Raw genomic sequence first — 13,364 nt, 5'->3', positions numbered from 1 at the left:
GCATGGCAGCACCGAACGAGGCAGACCCCACCCAGCCCGGCCCCGCCGAGGCCGAGGGTCACGGGCGCGCGACGGAGCGCATCCTGGCCTGGGCGGCCCCCGGCGAGCGCGAGCTGCTCGCCGCGCGCGCGCAGGCGCTCCAGGAGGGCGACGACGCCGTCGACCCCGACGGCGTCCAGCTCGACCGCGACGAGCGCGCGGCGCTCCGCCGCGTCGACGGCCTCCGCACCGAGCTCGAGGACGTCACCGAGGTCGAGTACCGGCAGCTGCGCCTCGAGAACGTCGTGCTCGTGGGCGTCTACTCGGGCTCGGCGGAGGACGCCGAGAACTCCCTCCGGGAGCTCGCGGCGCTCGCCGAGACCGCAGGCGCGCTCGTGCTCGACGGCATGCTGCAGCGCCGCCCCAATCCCGATCCCGCCACGTACGTGGGCCGCGGCAAGGCCGAGGAGCTCGCCGCGATCGTGAAGGAGCTGGGCGCCGACACCGTCATCGCCGACAGCGAGCTCTCGCCCAGCCAGCGGCGCGCGCTCGAGGACCGCGTCAAGGTGAAGGTCATCGACCGCACCGCCGTCATCCTCGACATCTTCAGCCAGCACGCCAAGAGCCGAGAGGGCAAGGCGCAGGTCGAGCTCGCGCAGCTCGAGTACCTGCTGCCGCGCCTGCGCGGCTGGGGCGAGTCCATGTCGCGCCAGGCCGGTGGCCAGGTCGGCGGCCAGGGCGCCGGCATGGGCTCCCGCGGCCCCGGTGAGACCAAGATCGAGCTCGACCGCCGTCGCATCCACTCGCGCATGGCGCGGCTGCGCAAGCAGATCAAGGGCTTCGCGCCGGCGCGGCAGGCGAAGCGCGCGAACCGCGACCGGTTCGAGGTGCCGGGCGTGGCGATCGCCGGCTACACGAACGCCGGCAAGTCGAGCCTGCTCAACCGCATCACCGGTGCCGGCGTGCTGGTCGAGAACGCGCTGTTCGCGACCCTCGACGCGACCGTGCGCCGCGCGCGCACGCCGGACGGCCGGGAGTTCACGATCGCCGACACCGTGGGCTTCGTGCGCAACCTGCCGCACCAGCTCGTGGAGGCGTTCCGCTCGACGCTCGAGGAGGTCGCGGAGTCGGAGGTCATCGTGCACGTCGTCGATGCGAGCCACCCGGATCCGGCCTCGCAGATCGCGACGGTGCGCGATGTGCTGGGCGAGACGGGCGCGCGCTCGATCCCCGAGATCGTCGTCTTCAACAAGGCCGACCTCGTGACCGCCGACGAGCGGCTCGTGCTGCGCGGCCTGCAGCCCGACGCGGTCTTCGCGTCGGCCCGCACCGGGGAGGGCGTCGACGAGCTGCTCGCGCGGATCGCCGAGCTGCTGCCGCGCCCGCAGGTCGCGGTGTCGCTGCTCGTGCCCTACGACCGCGGCGATGTCGTGGCCGACCTCCACGAGCGCTTCGAGGTGCTGCGCGAGACGCACGACGAGGCGGGCACGCGCATCGATGCGATGGTGACGGAGGCCGCGGCGGGCCAGCTGGCCGAGTTCCGGGCCTGATCGGGCGGCCCGGGCGGCCCGGGCGCCGCCCGGGCCGTCAGACCGACCGGAGCACGGCCACCACGCGGCCGAGCACGTCGGCCTCGTCGCCGAGGATCGGCTCGAACGCGGAGTTGCGCGGCAGCAGCCAGGTGTGGCCGTCGCGCTGGCGGAACACCTTGACCGTCGCCTCGCTGTCGAGCATCGCGGCGACGATGTCGCCGTTCTCGGCCGTCTGCTGCTGGCGCACGACCACCCAGTCGCCGTCGCAGATCGCGGCGTCGATCATGGAGTCGCCGACGACCTTCAGCATGAAGAGGTCGCCGGTGCCCACGAGCTGCCGGGGGAGCGGGAAGACGTCCTCGACCTGCTGCTCGGCCGTGATGGGCACGCCTGCGGCGATGCGGCCGACGAGGGGCACGAACGCGGCCTGGTCGATGCTGCCGGCGGTCTCGTCGACCTCGTCGTCGATGAGCACCTCGATCGTGCGCGGGCGGGAGGGGTCGCGGCGGATGCAGCCCGCGAGCTCGAGCTGGCCGAGCTGGTGCGTGACGCTCGAGAGCGACGAGAGCCCCACGGCGTCGCCGATCTCGCGGTAGCTCGGCGGGTAGCCGCGCTGGCGCACTGCCCGCTGGATGACCTGCAGGATCGCCTGCTGCTTCTCGGTCAGCTGCCTCGTCATGCCCGCTCCGCTCCCTCAGGTGCATCGCGTGTCAGTGGCCCGCGATTGACTCCTCGTGGTTCGAAAGCGTATCCGACAGGACGCCCGGATCAAACGGATGTTCGAGTGTGTCGTGGAGAAACTCCGCGACAGGGCTTGACGCATCCGGAGGATCGAAGATAGGTTCGAAACAGAGATTCGCGGCCGGTGCTCCCGGCCGAGCACCGGCCGCGGACTCCACCGAGAGGAACTGCGATGACTGCGATCACCACCACCACGCCGGGTGCCCGCGTGCGCCTGACCGCCCGCGGCCGCCGTGCCCTGGCACTGCTCGTCGCCGCGCCCGTGCTCGCCGCAGGCGCGCTCGCCGGCGCCGGCGTGCTCGGCGACGCCCTCGCCGGTGCCGTCGCCTCGTCGACGGCCGAGACGGCGCAGTTCGAGCACATCACCGTCATGCCGGGCCAGTCGCTGTGGCAGATCGCCGAGGCCGTCGCGCCTGAGGCCGACCCGCGCGACGTGGTCGCCGAGATCGAGCTGCTGAACGGCATCGCCGGAGCCATCCAGCCGGGCGAGCGGCTCGCGATCCCCGCGCACTACTCCGGCTGAGCCACGAGCGGCATCCGCGCCGGTCCTAGGCTGGTTCGGTGACGAGCCTCGACGACCTGCCCATCCGCGACGACCTGCGCGGCCTGACGCCCTACGGCGCGCCGCAGCTCGACGTGCCGGTGCGGCTCAACGTGAACGAGAACGCGTACCGCGTGCCGGAGGCCGTGGCGCTCGACATCGTGCAGGAGATCGCCCGCGCCCTGCCCGACGCCAACCGCTACCCCGATCGCGAGTTCGACGCGCTGCGCGCGGCCTTCGCCGGCTACCTCGGCCACGGCCTCCAGTCCGCGCAGATCTGGGCCGGCAACGGCTCCAACGAGGTGCTGCAGCACGTGCTCCAGGCATTCGGCGGCCCGGGGCGCTCCCTGCTGTCGTTCACGCCCACCTACTCGATGTACCCGCTGCTCGCGCAGGGCGTCGGCATGCGCTGGGTGCCCGTGCCCCGTGCCGACGACTTCACGCTCACGCCGCAGGCCGTGCGGGAGGCGATCGCCGAGCACGATCCCGACGTGGTGTTCCTCTGCTCGCCCAACAACCCCACCGGCACCGCCATCGACCTCGAGACGATCGAGGCAGCCGCCGAGGCCGCGCGCGGCATCGTGCTGGTCGACGAGGCCTACGCCGAGTTCGCCCACGACCGCAGCCGCACGGCGCTGACGCTCCTGGAGCGGCACCCCCGGCTGCTCGTCTCGCGCACGATGAGCAAGGCCTTCGCCTTCGCGGGCATCCGCGTGGGCTACCTCGCCGCCGATCCGGCGGTGATCGACGCGCTGCGGCTCGTGCGGCTGCCCTACCACCTGTCGGCGCTGACGCAGGCGGCTGCCGTGGCGGCGCTGCGCCACAGCGACGCGATGCTCTCGCGCGTCGACGAGCTGCGCACGCAGCGCGACCGCATCGTCGACGAGCTCACGGCGCTCGGCTACCGTCCCTACCCGTCCGACGCGAACTTCGTGCTCGTGGGCGGCATCGACGACCCCCGGGCGACGTTCGAGGCGCTGCTCGAGCGCGGCATCCTCGTGCGCGACGTCGGGCTGCCGCACACCCTCCGCATCACCGCCGGCACCGCCGCCGAGACGACCGTGCTGCTGTCGGCGATGGCAGCGCTGCGCGCGGAATAGGATCGAGGCCATGGCCCGCACCGCATCCATCGAGCGCACGACGAGCGAGTCGAGCATCCGCCTCTCGCTCGACCTCGACGGCACCGGCGCCTCGTCGATCTCGACGACGGTGCCGTTCTACGACCACATGCTGACGGCCTTCGCGAAGCACTCGCTCATCGACCTGCAGGTCGAGGCGAGCGGCGACACCGACATCGACGCGCACCACACGGTCGAGGACACCGCCATCTCGCTCGGCCTCGCGCTCGCCGAGGCCCTGGGCGACAAGGCCGGGGTGCGCCGCTACGGCGACGCGACCGTGCCGCTCGACGAGGCGCTCGCGCGCGCCGTCGTCGACCTCTCCGGCCGACCGTTCCTCGTGCACTCCGGCGAGCCCGCGGGCTTCGAGCTGCACCGCATCGGCGGGCACTTCACCGGCTCTCTCGTGCGGCACGTGCTCGAGGCGATCACCCTGAACGCCCGCATCACGGCGCACGTCGAGGTGCTCGCGGGCCGCGACCCGCACCACATCGCCGAGGCCGAGTTCAAGGCGCTCGCCCGCGCGATGCGCGTGGCGGTCGAGCCCGACCCGCGCGTCACCGGCGTGCCCTCGACGAAGGGCGCGCTGTGACGCGCTCCCCGCTCGCCCGGCCGCGCGTCGCGCTGCTCGACTACGGCCTCGGCAACGTGCACTCGGCGGCGAAGGCCCTCGAGGCGGCCGGCGCCGACGTCACGCTCACGGCCGACCGCACCGCGGTCATGGAGGCCGACGGCCTCGTCGTCCCCGGCGTCGGCTCGATGGCCTCCTGCATGGCCGGCATCCAGGCGATCCGCGGCGGCGAGCTCATCGGCCGGCGCCTCGCCGGCTCGCGCCCCGTGCTCGGCATCTGCGTCGGCATGCAGGTGCTGTTCTCGAGCGGCGAGGAGGGCGGCGGCACGACCGCGGGCCTCGACGAGTGGCCGGGCACCGTGCGGAGGCTCCGCGCCGACATCCTGCCCCACATGGGCTGGGCGCAGGTCGAGGCGCCCGAGGACTCCGTGCTCTTCGAGGGCCTGCGCGACGAGCGCTTCTACTTCGTGCACACCTACGCCGCCACCGAGTGGCACATCGACCCGCACCCGCGCATCCGCCCCCCGCGGGTGACGTGGGCCGAGCACGGCGAGCGGTTCATCGCCGCCGTCGAGAACGGCCCCCTCTCCGCCACGCAGTTCCACCCCGAGAAGTCGGGCGAGGCGGGCATCCGCCTGCTCGGCAACTGGGTGCGCGGCCTCTGAGCTGGCCGCCGCCGAGCGGCGGCAGTAGCATCGCCGTGGCCCCGACACCGGAAGGCATCCCCATCCCCATGACCGACTTCAACCAGTCGCCCAAGCTGCAGCTGCTGCCCGCGATCGACGTGGCGGGCGGCAAGGCCGTGCGGCTCACGCAGGGCAAGGCCGGCACCGAGACCTCGTTCGGCAGCCCCGTCGACGCCGCCGAGGACTGGGTGCGGCAGGGTGCCGAGTGGATCCACCTCGTCGACCTCGACGCCGCCTTCGGGCGCGGCGACAACCGCGCCGTCATCAAGAAGGTGATCAAGGCCAGCAGGGGTCGTGTGCAGGTCGAGCTCTCGGGCGGCATCCGCGACGAGGCCTCGCTCGAGTCGGCGCTCGCCACCGGCGTGAAGCGCATCAACCTCGGCACCGCGGCGCTCGAGAACCCCGAGTGGACGGCCTCCGTCATCGCCGAGTACGGCGACCAGATCGCGGTGGGCCTCGACGTGCGCGGCACGACGCTCGCCGCCCGCGGCTGGACGCAGGACGGCGGCGACCTGTGGGATGTGCTGGCGCGCCTCGAGGCCGCAGGCTGCAGCCGCTACGTGGTCACCGACGTGACGAAGGACGGCACCCTCCAGGGCCCGAACCTCACGCTCCTGCGCCAGGTCGCCGAGCGCACGCAGAAGCCGATCGTCGCCTCCGGCGGCGTCGCGAGCCTCGACGACATCGCCGCGCTCCGCGAGCTCGTGCCGTACGGTGTCGAGGGCGCCATCGTGGGCAAGGCGCTCTACGCCGGCGCGTTCACGCTCGCCGCCGCGCTCGACGTCGCCGGCCAGTAGGCCGGTGGCCGACGGGCAGCCGCGTCGCGCGGCCGACTCGGCGGGCCGGCCGTGGGAGGGGCGCTCCTTCGACCACCACGACACGGCCTACGCGCACGACGACGGCTCCGCGCCCGCGGGCTTCGTCGACGCGGTGCGCGCGCTCGCCGACGGCAGCGGCGGCCGCTCGGCCGTCGTGGACGCGCTGCGCGGCGCGCGGCTGCTCGTGCCGCTGCTCGCGGCGGCGGGGGAGACCAGCGTCGACGAGCGGGGCCGCACCGTCGACAAGACGCAGGAGCTCTCGATCGTGACCGTCCTCGGGCCCGACGGACGGCCCATCCTGCCCATGTTCTCGTCGGTCGACGGCATGCGCGGCTGGAACGCCGCCGCCCGCCCCGTGCCGACCGGCATCGACCGCGCCGCCGCGGCCGCGCTCGACGGCCCCGGCCGCATCGTCGTCGACCCGGGGGCCGCGACCGAGGTCGTGCTCACCCGCACGATGCTCGAGGCGCTGCTGACGGATGCGCCCTGGACGTGGGGCGTCGAGGACCCGGCCGTGCAGGGGGCCGTCGTCGACGCGATGCTCGCCCAGCCCGCGGTGCAGGCCGTCGTGCTCGCGACGGGGGACCCGCGCAGCACGCTCGCGGGCGCCGATCTCGAGGTGCACGCGCTCGTCGACGCGGCGCCCGACGCCGCCGAGCAGGTGCAGCGCGCAGCGGCGGCGCTCGCCGAGGCCGAGCTCGTGCGCGAGCGCATCGACAGCGTGGCCGTGCGCGTGCACCGCTGGGACGGGGGCGCGGCGCGGCTGCCGCTGTGCGCGCCAGCGGTGCTCGCCGTCACGCGCGCCGAGCGCGAGGCCGCGCGCTAGGCAGGCCCTCCGACTAGGAGACGGGGCCGGTGAACTTCTCGCCCGGGCCCTTGCCGGGGGCGTCGGGCATCGGGCTCGCCTCGCGGAACGCGAGCTGCACCGACCGCAGGCCGTCGCGCAGCGGCGCGGCGTGGATGCCGCCCACCTCGGGCGCGGCCGCGGTGACGAGGCCTGCGAGCGCGTTGATGAGCTTGCGCGCCTCGTCGAGGTCGAGCTGCTGCTCGGGGTCGTCGGCGAGGCCGACCTTCACCGCGGCGGCGCTCAGCAGGTGGATCGCGACGGTGTTGATCAGCTCGACCGCCGGGACGTCGGCGATGTCGCGCGCCTCGGTCAGCGCGTCGTCGTGGTGGTCGTGCTCGATCGGGTCAGTCATCGCGCTCTTCTCCTGGAGGCCGGTGTCTGGTAGAGTTCTGCAGGTTTCGGGCTTCCGCCCGGAGGTGAAAGAGGAGCAATCCCACCCGCAGCCGTTCCAGGCTATCGGGTCAGCAGCACCGGGCAGCGCGTCGTGAGGCGGGCACCGCGGTGCTGAGCCACGCAGGTCGATCCCGCGCTCTGGTTCCTCGTTCGCCGTGCACCAGCACACAGCACAGCAACGTGAAGGAGCCCGCGATCAGCGATCCCCGCACCAACGAGCGCATCCGCGTCCCCGAAGTCCGACTGGTCGGCCCTGCCGGCGAGCAGGTCGGCGTCGTCCGGGTCGAGGATGCCCTTCGTCTTGCCCGTGAGGCAGACCTCGACCTCGTCGAGGTCGCGCCGAACTCGCGCCCGCCCGTCGTCAAGATCATGGACTACGGCAAGTTCAAGTACGAGCAGGCGCAGAAGGCCAAGGAGGCCCGTCGCAACCAGGCGAACACCGTCCTCAAGGAGGTCCGGTTCCGCCTGAAGATCGACGATCACGACTACGAGACGAAGCGCAAGCGTGCACAGGGGTTCCTGGAGGCGGGCGACAAGGTCAAGGCGATGATCCTCTTCCGCGGCCGCGAGCAGTCGCGCCCCGAGATGGGCGTCAAGCTGCTGCAGCGCTTCGCGGAGGACATCCAGGAGTACGGCGCGGTCGAGTCGTCGCCGACCATCGACGGTCGCAACATGGTGATGATCGTCGGCCCCATGCGCTCGAAGTCGGACGCCAAGGCCGAGCTGAACGCGACCCGCACCGCGCAGCGCAAGGCCGACCAGGAGAAGCGCCGTGCCGAGGCCGAGCGGCAGGCGGCACGCCAGGCCGAGGTCGAGGCGTCGCGCCCCGCTCGCCCGACGCTGCCCGCGGGCAGCTCGACGAACGGCGACACCGAGCTCACCCGCTCGCCGCGCCCGGCCACGTCGCGCCCGTCGACCACGTCGCGCCCGGCCGGCTCGTCGCGGCCGTCCTCCGACAGCCGCGGCTCCGACGCGCGCCCGCCCCGCTCGTCCGAGCGCAGCTCGGAGCCGCGCTCCGACTCGCGCTCGTCCGAGCCGCGCAGCGACTCGCGTCCCCGCCAGGCGCCGCGCACCGTCCAGCCGACGCCCGCCCAGGCGCCCCGGCCGGCGTCCGCGCCCAAGCCCGCTGCCGCATCCGCCGCAGCCGCCCCCGCTGCACCCGCAGCCGCCAAGCCCGCCGCGACGCCCGCGACGCCGAAGCCCGCGGGTAAGCCCGCAGCGCCGGGGTCCGCGAAGCCCGCTGCGCCCAAGGCCAAGCCCGCAGGCTCGCCCGCGAGCAAGCCAGCATCCGAGTAGGAGACAAGAATGCCCAAGCAGAAGACGCACTCCGGTGCGAAGAAGCGCTTCAAGATCACCGGCACCGGCAAGATCCGCAAGCAGCAGGCCGGCATGCGCCACAACCTCGAGGTGAAGTCGTCGGTCCAGACGCGCCGCCTCAACAAGGACAAGGTCGTCGCGCCCGCCGACGCCAAGATCATCAAGAAGCTGCTCGCCCGCTGACGCGCGCGACGACGAAGAGATAGAGGGAACACACTCATGGCACGTGTCAAGAGGGCGGTCAACGCCCACAAGAAGCGTCGCGTCATCCTCGAGCAGGCAGCCGGCTACCGCGGGCAGCGCTCGCGCCTGTACCGCAAGGCCAAGGAGCAGCTGCTCCACTCGCACGTCTACGCCTTCCGCGACCGCAAGGCGAAGAAGGGCGAGTTCCGCCGCCTGTGGATCCAGCGCATCAACGCCGCTGCCCGTCAGAACGGCCTCACCTACAACCGCCTGATCCAGGGCCTCGGCCTCGCGGGCATCGAGGTCGACCGCCGCATGCTGGCCGAGCTCGCCGTGCACGAGCCCGCCACCTTCACGGCGCTGGTCGAGGCCGCGAAGGCGGCCCTGCCGACCGACACGTCGGCTCCGCAGAACGCGGCCTGACATGCTCGACAGCCCCCGCGCGCCCCGCGTGCGAGAGGCTGCGAGACTCCAGCAGCGAGCAGCCCGGTCATCGACCGGGCTGTTCCCGTTGGAGGGCCCCGCGGCGCTCGACGAGGCGGTGCGCTGGCAGCCCGCGCAGCTCGTCGACGTCTTCGTCACCGACGCGGCGCGGGAGCGCCACGCCGACCTCATCGACCGCGCCGCGCAGCACGCGCCGGTGACCGCCGCCTCCGAGCGCGCGCTCGCCGCCATCGCCGACACCGTGCATCCGCAGGGCATCGTCGCGGTCGCGAAGCAGACCCCCGTCCGGCTCGAGGACGCCATCGCGCGCGCCGCTGCCGCCGAGCACCCGCTCGTCGCGATCCTCCACGAGGTGCGCGACCCCGGCAACCTCGGCACGATCCTCCGCGCGGCCGACGCGGCCGGCGCATCCGCCGTCATCGTCACAGCCAACTCCGTCGACCCCTACGCGCCCAAGGTCGTGCGCTCGACCACGGGCTCGCTCTTCCACGTCGACATCGCCGTCGGCGCCGCCACGATCGACGCGGTCGAGGCCGCCGCCGCGGCTGGCCTCAGCGTGCTCGCTGCCGACGTGTCGGGCGAGGACCTCACGGCGCTGCGCGCCGAAGGCGTGCTCGCGCGGCCCGCCGCGTGGCTGTTCGGCAACGAGGCGCGCGGTCTCGACGCCGCGACCCTCGCGCTCGCCGACCGCGCGGCCAGGCTGCCCGTCTACGGGCGCGCCGAGTCGCTCAACCTGGCCACCGCGGCATCCGTCTGCCTCTACCAGAGCGCCTTCGCGCAGCGCGACGTGTAACCGTTTCGTTTCGATCCGAACGAGCGGCCACAGCGGGGCCATAGGTCGTGCTTTGATGAGCGCATGCAGCCCCTCGTCGAGCTCGATCACGTCAACAAGCACTACGGCGACCTGCACGTGCTGAACGACATCGACGTCGCCATCCCCAAGGGCCAGGTCGTGGTCGTCATCGGCCCCTCCGGCTCCGGCAAGTCGACCTTCTGCCGCGCGATCAACCGGCTCGAGACGATCGACGACGGCGAGATCCGCATCGACGGCGTGCCGCTGCCCGCCGAGGGCAAGGAGCTCGCGCAGCTGCGCGCCGACGTCGGCATGGTCTTCCAGTCGTTCAACCTCTTCGCCCACAAGTCGATCCTCGAGAACGTGACGCTCGGCCCCATGAAGGTGCGCGGCAAGAAGCGCAAGGAGGCCGAGGAGCACGCGATGGCGCTGCTCGAGCGCGTCGGCATCGCGAGCCAGGCGCACAAGATGCCGGCGCAGCTCTCGGGCGGTCAGCAGCAGCGCGTCGCGATCGCCCGCTCGCTCGCGATGGAGCCGAAGCTCATGCTCTTCGACGAGCCCACGAGCGCGCTCGACCCCGAGATGATCAACGAGGTGCTCGACGTGATGGTCGAGCTCGCGCACGGCGGCATGACGATGATCACGGTCACGCACGAGATGGGCTTCGCCCGCAAGGCGGCCGACCGCGTGCTCTTCATGGCCGACGGGCGGGTGATGGAGGACACCACTCCGGAGGAGTTCTTCTCGAACCCGCGCACCGAGCGGGCCAAGGACTTCCTGTCCAAGATCCTCAGCCACTGACCCGAACCACCCCACAGAAGGAGCAGCACCATGCGCAGCAAGCTCATGATCGGCGCGGCAGCGCTGTCGGTATTCGCGCTCACCGCCTGCGGCGGCCCCGCGGGCACGTCGTCCACCGGCGAGCCCGAGGAGCCCGGCGAGACCGGCGCCACCAGCGAGCACCCCTACGGCCTCGAGGTCGTCGAGTCGCCCGAGTTCGAGGAGGGCACCACGATGGCCGAGCTCGCCGAGGCGGGCTCCATCACGATCGGCACGAAGTTCGACCAGCCGCTGTTCGGCCTCGTCGGCCCGGACGGCGCTCCCGTCGGCTTCGACGTCGCCATCGGCTCGCTCATCGCGGCCGAGCTCGGCATCCCGTTCGAGAGCATCGAGTGGACCGAGACCGTATCGGCGAACCGCGAGCCCTTCATCGAGCAGGGCCAGGTCGACATCGTCGTCGCGACGTACACGATCAACGACACCCGCAAGGAGATCATCGACTTCGCCGGGCCGTACTTCATGGCCGGACAGGCGCTCATGGTGCAGGCGGGCAACCCCGAGGGCATCACGGGCCCGGAGGACGTCGAGGGCCAGCCGGTGTGCTCGGTCGAGGGCTCCACGCCCGCAGCGACCATCGTCGAGGAGTACGGCGCCGAGCTCGTCGCGACCGACGTCTACTCGAACTGCCTCGACCCGCTGCGCAACGGGCAGGTCGTCGCGGTCACGACCGACAACGTGATCCTGGGCGGCTTCGTCGACCAGAACGCCGGTGAGTTCGAGCTCGTCGCCGACGGCGAGACCTTCACGGAGGAGCCGTACGGCATCGGCCTGGCGAAGGGCGACGACGAGTTCCGCGCCTTCATCAACGACACGCTGGAGGCCGCCTTCGAGGACGGCCGCTACGAGTCGCTCTGGGAGCAGACGGCGGGCGCAGTGCTCCCGACGCCCGAGCCCCCGGCCGTCGACCGGTACTGATACCCGGCCGAACCGACCCTGACGGGCGGGGCCCGCGACGCGGGCCCCGCCTCGTCGAGACTGACGGAGACGCATGGAAGCCCTGCTCTCGAACGGACCGCTGTGGTGGGACGGCATGCGCAGCACGCTGCTGCTCGTGCTCGTGACCACCGCCATCGGCCTGCCTGCCGGCGCCATCATCGCCGGCATGCGCGTGTCGCCAGTGGCGGCACTGCGCGTGGCGGCGGCGGTCTACACCGAGCTCGCGCGCAACACCCCGCTGACGCTGGTGTTCTTCTTCGTGTTCTTCGTGCTGCCGCGCGTGGGCGTGACGCTCGACTTCTTCCTCTCCGGCGTCATCGCGCTCGCGTTCTACACGACCGCGTTCTTCGCCGAGGCGGTGCGCAGCGGCATCAACTCCGTCGCCTTCGGGCAGGCGGAGGCCGCGCGCTCCATCGGCCTCGGCTTCCGGCAGACCATGACCGAGGTCGTGCTGCCGCAGGCCATCCGCTCCGTCGTCCCGCCGATCATCAACGTGATCATCGCGCTCACGAAGAACACCTCGGTCGCGATGGGCTTCTTCATCTTCGTGCTCACCTCGGTCGCGCAGCGCCTGTCGAACACCAACGGCGACCAGACCCTCGAGATCTTCCTCGGCATCGCCCTGAGCTACCTGCTCATCACCGTGCCGCTCGGGCAGCTCGCCGACTGGCTCGAGCGCAAGTGGAGGGTGGTCCGATGAGCGCCAGCGTCCTGTACGACGAGCCCGGCCCGAAGGCGCGGCGCTTCTCCCGCATGCTCTCGGTCGTCTTCGCGGTCGTGTTCGCCGCGGTCATCGGCTGGGCGGTCTACCAGCTGTGGCTCGGCGGCACCTTCTACGCCGACCGCTGGGACATCTTCCTCGAGCCGGCCTACTGGACGGGCGCTCGCGGCCTGCTCTTCGGCCTCCAGACCACCCTCATCACCGCGGCGATCGCCTCGGTCGGGGCGATCGCGCTCGGCCTCGTCTTCGCCGTCGGCCGCAGCGCCCGCAGCCGTTGGGTGCGCATCCCCGTCACGATCGTGCTCGAGTTCTTCCGCGGCATGCCGGTGCTGCTGATGATCCTCTTCGTGCTGCTGGCCATGCGGATGGGCCCGATGATCTCCGTCATCATCGCGCTCATCGTCTACAACGGCGCGATCATCGGCGAGGCGATCCGCACAGGCGTCGCGGCCCTGCCCAAGGGCCAGCGCGAGAGCGGGCTGGCGATCGGGCTGAGCCCGCTGCGCACGCTCGCGCTCATCGAGCTGCCGCAGGCGATCCGCATCATGCTGCCGGTCATCATCGCCCAGCTCGTGGTGCTGCTGAAGGACACGGCGCTCGGCTACATCGTCTCGAGCCCCGAGCTCATCACCATCGGCCGCGACCTGGCGGAGTTCTACGGCGCGGGACAGTACGCGCTGTCGACCACGTTCGTGCTGCTGGCGATCTACCTGGCGCTCAACCTCTCGCTCACCTGGCTCGCGCACCGCACCGCCGCGTGGGCGTCGCGGCCGCGCACGAAGGGCAAGCGCCCGGACGGCACGCCGACCACGAGCATCCCCGTCTCGACGCGGGCCATCCGGCAGCAGCGGCAGCAGCCGGACCAGGATCCGACCGACCTCACCTGAGCAGGCGGGCCCGCCCC

Annotated in this window: 17 protein-coding genes; 15 read left to right on the top strand and 2 right to left on the bottom strand. The window is 72.4% G+C overall.

From position 1 onward, the window contains the following. Window positions 1–2: 2 nt before the first annotated feature. On the top strand, window positions 3–1,529 hold the full coding sequence (gene hflX, locus J2X49_RS00140) for a GTPase HflX (protein WP_310121047.1): 1,527 nt from the start codon (window positions 3–5) through the stop codon (window positions 1,527–1,529). 37 nt (window positions 1,530–1,566) lie between these two features. On the opposite strand, the gene lexA is transcribed toward hflX, so the two are convergent. Further along, entirely contained in the window at window positions 1,567–2,190 is a 624-nt protein-coding gene (gene lexA / locus J2X49_RS00135) for a transcriptional repressor LexA (protein ID WP_128189552.1), read from the bottom strand. 234 nt (window positions 2,191–2,424) lie between these two features. On the opposite strand from lexA, the gene J2X49_RS00130 reads away from it, so the two are divergent. The 6 genes from J2X49_RS00130 (at window position 2,425) to J2X49_RS00105 (ending at window position 6,812) form a co-directional block, all read left to right on the top strand. Beyond that, a complete protein-coding gene (locus tag J2X49_RS00130) occupies window positions 2,425–2,775 on the top strand; it encodes a hypothetical protein (protein WP_128189551.1) in 351 nt (116 codons plus the stop codon). Between the two features lie 38 nt (window positions 2,776–2,813). Further along, window positions 2,814–3,893, top strand: a complete 1,080-nt coding sequence (locus tag J2X49_RS00125) for a histidinol-phosphate transaminase (protein WP_128189550.1) — start codon at window positions 2,814–2,816, stop codon at window positions 3,891–3,893. 1 nt (window position 3,894) lies between these two features. Continuing rightward, the gene (hisB, locus tag J2X49_RS00120) at window positions 3,895–4,503 is read left to right on the top strand and encodes an imidazoleglycerol-phosphate dehydratase HisB (RefSeq protein WP_192575789.1); all 609 of its coding nucleotides are present in this window, start codon (window positions 3,895–3,897) and stop codon (window positions 4,501–4,503) included. Next, on the top strand, window positions 4,500–5,147 hold the full coding sequence (gene hisH / locus J2X49_RS00115; protein ID WP_128189548.1) for an imidazole glycerol phosphate synthase subunit HisH: 648 nt from the start codon (window positions 4,500–4,502) through the stop codon (window positions 5,145–5,147). The genes hisB and hisH overlap by 4 nt, the downstream gene beginning before the upstream one ends. Before the next feature lie 68 nt (window positions 5,148–5,215). Then, window positions 5,216–5,965: a bifunctional 1-(5-phosphoribosyl)-5-((5-phosphoribosylamino)methylideneamino)imidazole-4-carboxamide isomerase/phosphoribosylanthranilate isomerase PriA gene (gene priA, locus J2X49_RS00110; RefSeq protein WP_128189572.1), complete on the top strand. Its 750-nt coding sequence runs from the start codon at window positions 5,216–5,218 to the stop codon at window positions 5,963–5,965. A gap of 4 nt (window positions 5,966–5,969) precedes the next feature. Beyond that, the gene (locus tag J2X49_RS00105; RefSeq protein WP_310121035.1) at window positions 5,970–6,812 is read left to right on the top strand and encodes an SseB family protein; all 843 of its coding nucleotides are present in this window, start codon (window positions 5,970–5,972) and stop codon (window positions 6,810–6,812) included. Between the two features lie 13 nt (window positions 6,813–6,825). Here J2X49_RS00105 and J2X49_RS00100 read toward each other — a convergent pair whose 3' ends face one another. Next, window positions 6,826–7,185: a DUF1844 domain-containing protein gene (locus J2X49_RS00100; RefSeq protein WP_128189997.1), complete on the bottom strand. Its 360-nt coding sequence runs from the start codon at window positions 7,183–7,185 to the stop codon at window positions 6,826–6,828. Between the two features lie 221 nt (window positions 7,186–7,406). Between J2X49_RS00100 and infC the strand changes: the two genes are divergently transcribed. The 8 genes from infC (at window position 7,407) to J2X49_RS00060 (ending at window position 13,347) form a co-directional block, all read left to right on the top strand. Continuing rightward, window positions 7,407–8,522: a translation initiation factor IF-3 gene (gene infC / locus J2X49_RS00095; RefSeq protein ID WP_128189996.1), complete on the top strand. Its 1,116-nt coding sequence runs from the start codon at window positions 7,407–7,409 to the stop codon at window positions 8,520–8,522. A gap of 9 nt (window positions 8,523–8,531) precedes the next feature. Continuing rightward, window positions 8,532–8,726, top strand: coding sequence for a 50S ribosomal protein L35 (gene rpmI, locus J2X49_RS00090; protein WP_128189995.1), 195 nt, complete (start codon window positions 8,532–8,534; stop codon window positions 8,724–8,726). 36 nt (window positions 8,727–8,762) lie between these two features. Next, window positions 8,763–9,149 (top strand): 50S ribosomal protein L20, encoded by a 387-nt coding sequence (rplT, locus tag J2X49_RS00085; RefSeq protein ID WP_128189994.1) that lies wholly within the window; start codon window positions 8,763–8,765, stop codon window positions 9,147–9,149. A 1-nt stretch (window position 9,150) separates the two neighbouring features. Next, the gene (locus tag J2X49_RS00080) at window positions 9,151–9,963 is read left to right on the top strand and encodes an RNA methyltransferase (RefSeq protein WP_310121026.1); all 813 of its coding nucleotides are present in this window, start codon (window positions 9,151–9,153) and stop codon (window positions 9,961–9,963) included. Window positions 9,964–10,026: 63 nt separating this feature from the next. After that, the gene (locus tag J2X49_RS00075) at window positions 10,027–10,764 is read left to right on the top strand and encodes an amino acid ABC transporter ATP-binding protein (protein WP_310121023.1); all 738 of its coding nucleotides are present in this window, start codon (window positions 10,027–10,029) and stop codon (window positions 10,762–10,764) included. 30 nt (window positions 10,765–10,794) lie between these two features. Next, entirely contained in the window at window positions 10,795–11,718 is a 924-nt protein-coding gene (locus J2X49_RS00070) for a glutamate ABC transporter substrate-binding protein (protein ID WP_246990734.1), read from the top strand. Window positions 11,719–11,791: 73 nt separating this feature from the next. Further along, entirely contained in the window at window positions 11,792–12,439 is a 648-nt protein-coding gene (locus tag J2X49_RS00065; RefSeq protein WP_246990735.1) for an amino acid ABC transporter permease, read from the top strand. Next, window positions 12,436–13,347, top strand: coding sequence for an amino acid ABC transporter permease (locus tag J2X49_RS00060; protein ID WP_246990736.1), 912 nt, complete (start codon window positions 12,436–12,438; stop codon window positions 13,345–13,347). Before J2X49_RS00065 ends, J2X49_RS00060 begins: the two co-directional genes overlap by 4 nt. Window positions 13,348–13,364 lie beyond the last annotated feature (17 nt).

The sequence above is a fragment of the Agrococcus sp. BE272 genome, from assembly GCF_031457935.1.
Lineage (GTDB): Bacteria > Actinomycetota > Actinomycetes > Actinomycetales > Microbacteriaceae > Agrococcus > Agrococcus sediminis.
Note: the sequence above shows the minus strand (reverse complement) of the source record. Positions and strands in the feature narration are given on the sequence as shown.

Excerpts from the sequence above, each read along its gene's own strand:
- hflX (WP_310121047.1), top strand. The coding sequence starts at position 3 with ATGGCAGCACCGAACGAGGCAGACCCCACCCAGCCCGGCCCCGCCGAG.
- lexA (WP_128189552.1), bottom strand. The coding sequence starts at position 2,190 with ATGACGAGGCAGCTGACCGAGAAGCAGCAGGCGATCCTGCAGGTCATC.
- J2X49_RS00130 (WP_128189551.1), top strand. The coding sequence starts at position 2,425 with ATGACTGCGATCACCACCACCACGCCGGGTGCCCGCGTGCGCCTGACC.
- priA (WP_128189572.1), top strand. The coding sequence starts at position 5,216 with ATGACCGACTTCAACCAGTCGCCCAAGCTGCAGCTGCTGCCCGCGATC.
- J2X49_RS00100 (WP_128189997.1), bottom strand. The coding sequence starts at position 7,185 with ATGACTGACCCGATCGAGCACGACCACCACGACGACGCGCTGACCGAG.
- rpmI (WP_128189995.1), top strand. The coding sequence starts at position 8,532 with ATGCCCAAGCAGAAGACGCACTCCGGTGCGAAGAAGCGCTTCAAGATC.
- rplT (WP_128189994.1), top strand. The coding sequence starts at position 8,763 with ATGGCACGTGTCAAGAGGGCGGTCAACGCCCACAAGAAGCGTCGCGTC.
- J2X49_RS00080 (WP_310121026.1), top strand. The coding sequence starts at position 9,151 with ATGCTCGACAGCCCCCGCGCGCCCCGCGTGCGAGAGGCTGCGAGACTC.
- J2X49_RS00075 (WP_310121023.1), top strand. The coding sequence starts at position 10,027 with ATGCAGCCCCTCGTCGAGCTCGATCACGTCAACAAGCACTACGGCGAC.
- J2X49_RS00070 (WP_246990734.1), top strand. The coding sequence starts at position 10,795 with ATGCGCAGCAAGCTCATGATCGGCGCGGCAGCGCTGTCGGTATTCGCG.
- J2X49_RS00065 (WP_246990735.1), top strand. The coding sequence starts at position 11,792 with ATGGAAGCCCTGCTCTCGAACGGACCGCTGTGGTGGGACGGCATGCGC.
- J2X49_RS00060 (WP_246990736.1), top strand. The coding sequence starts at position 12,436 with ATGAGCGCCAGCGTCCTGTACGACGAGCCCGGCCCGAAGGCGCGGCGC.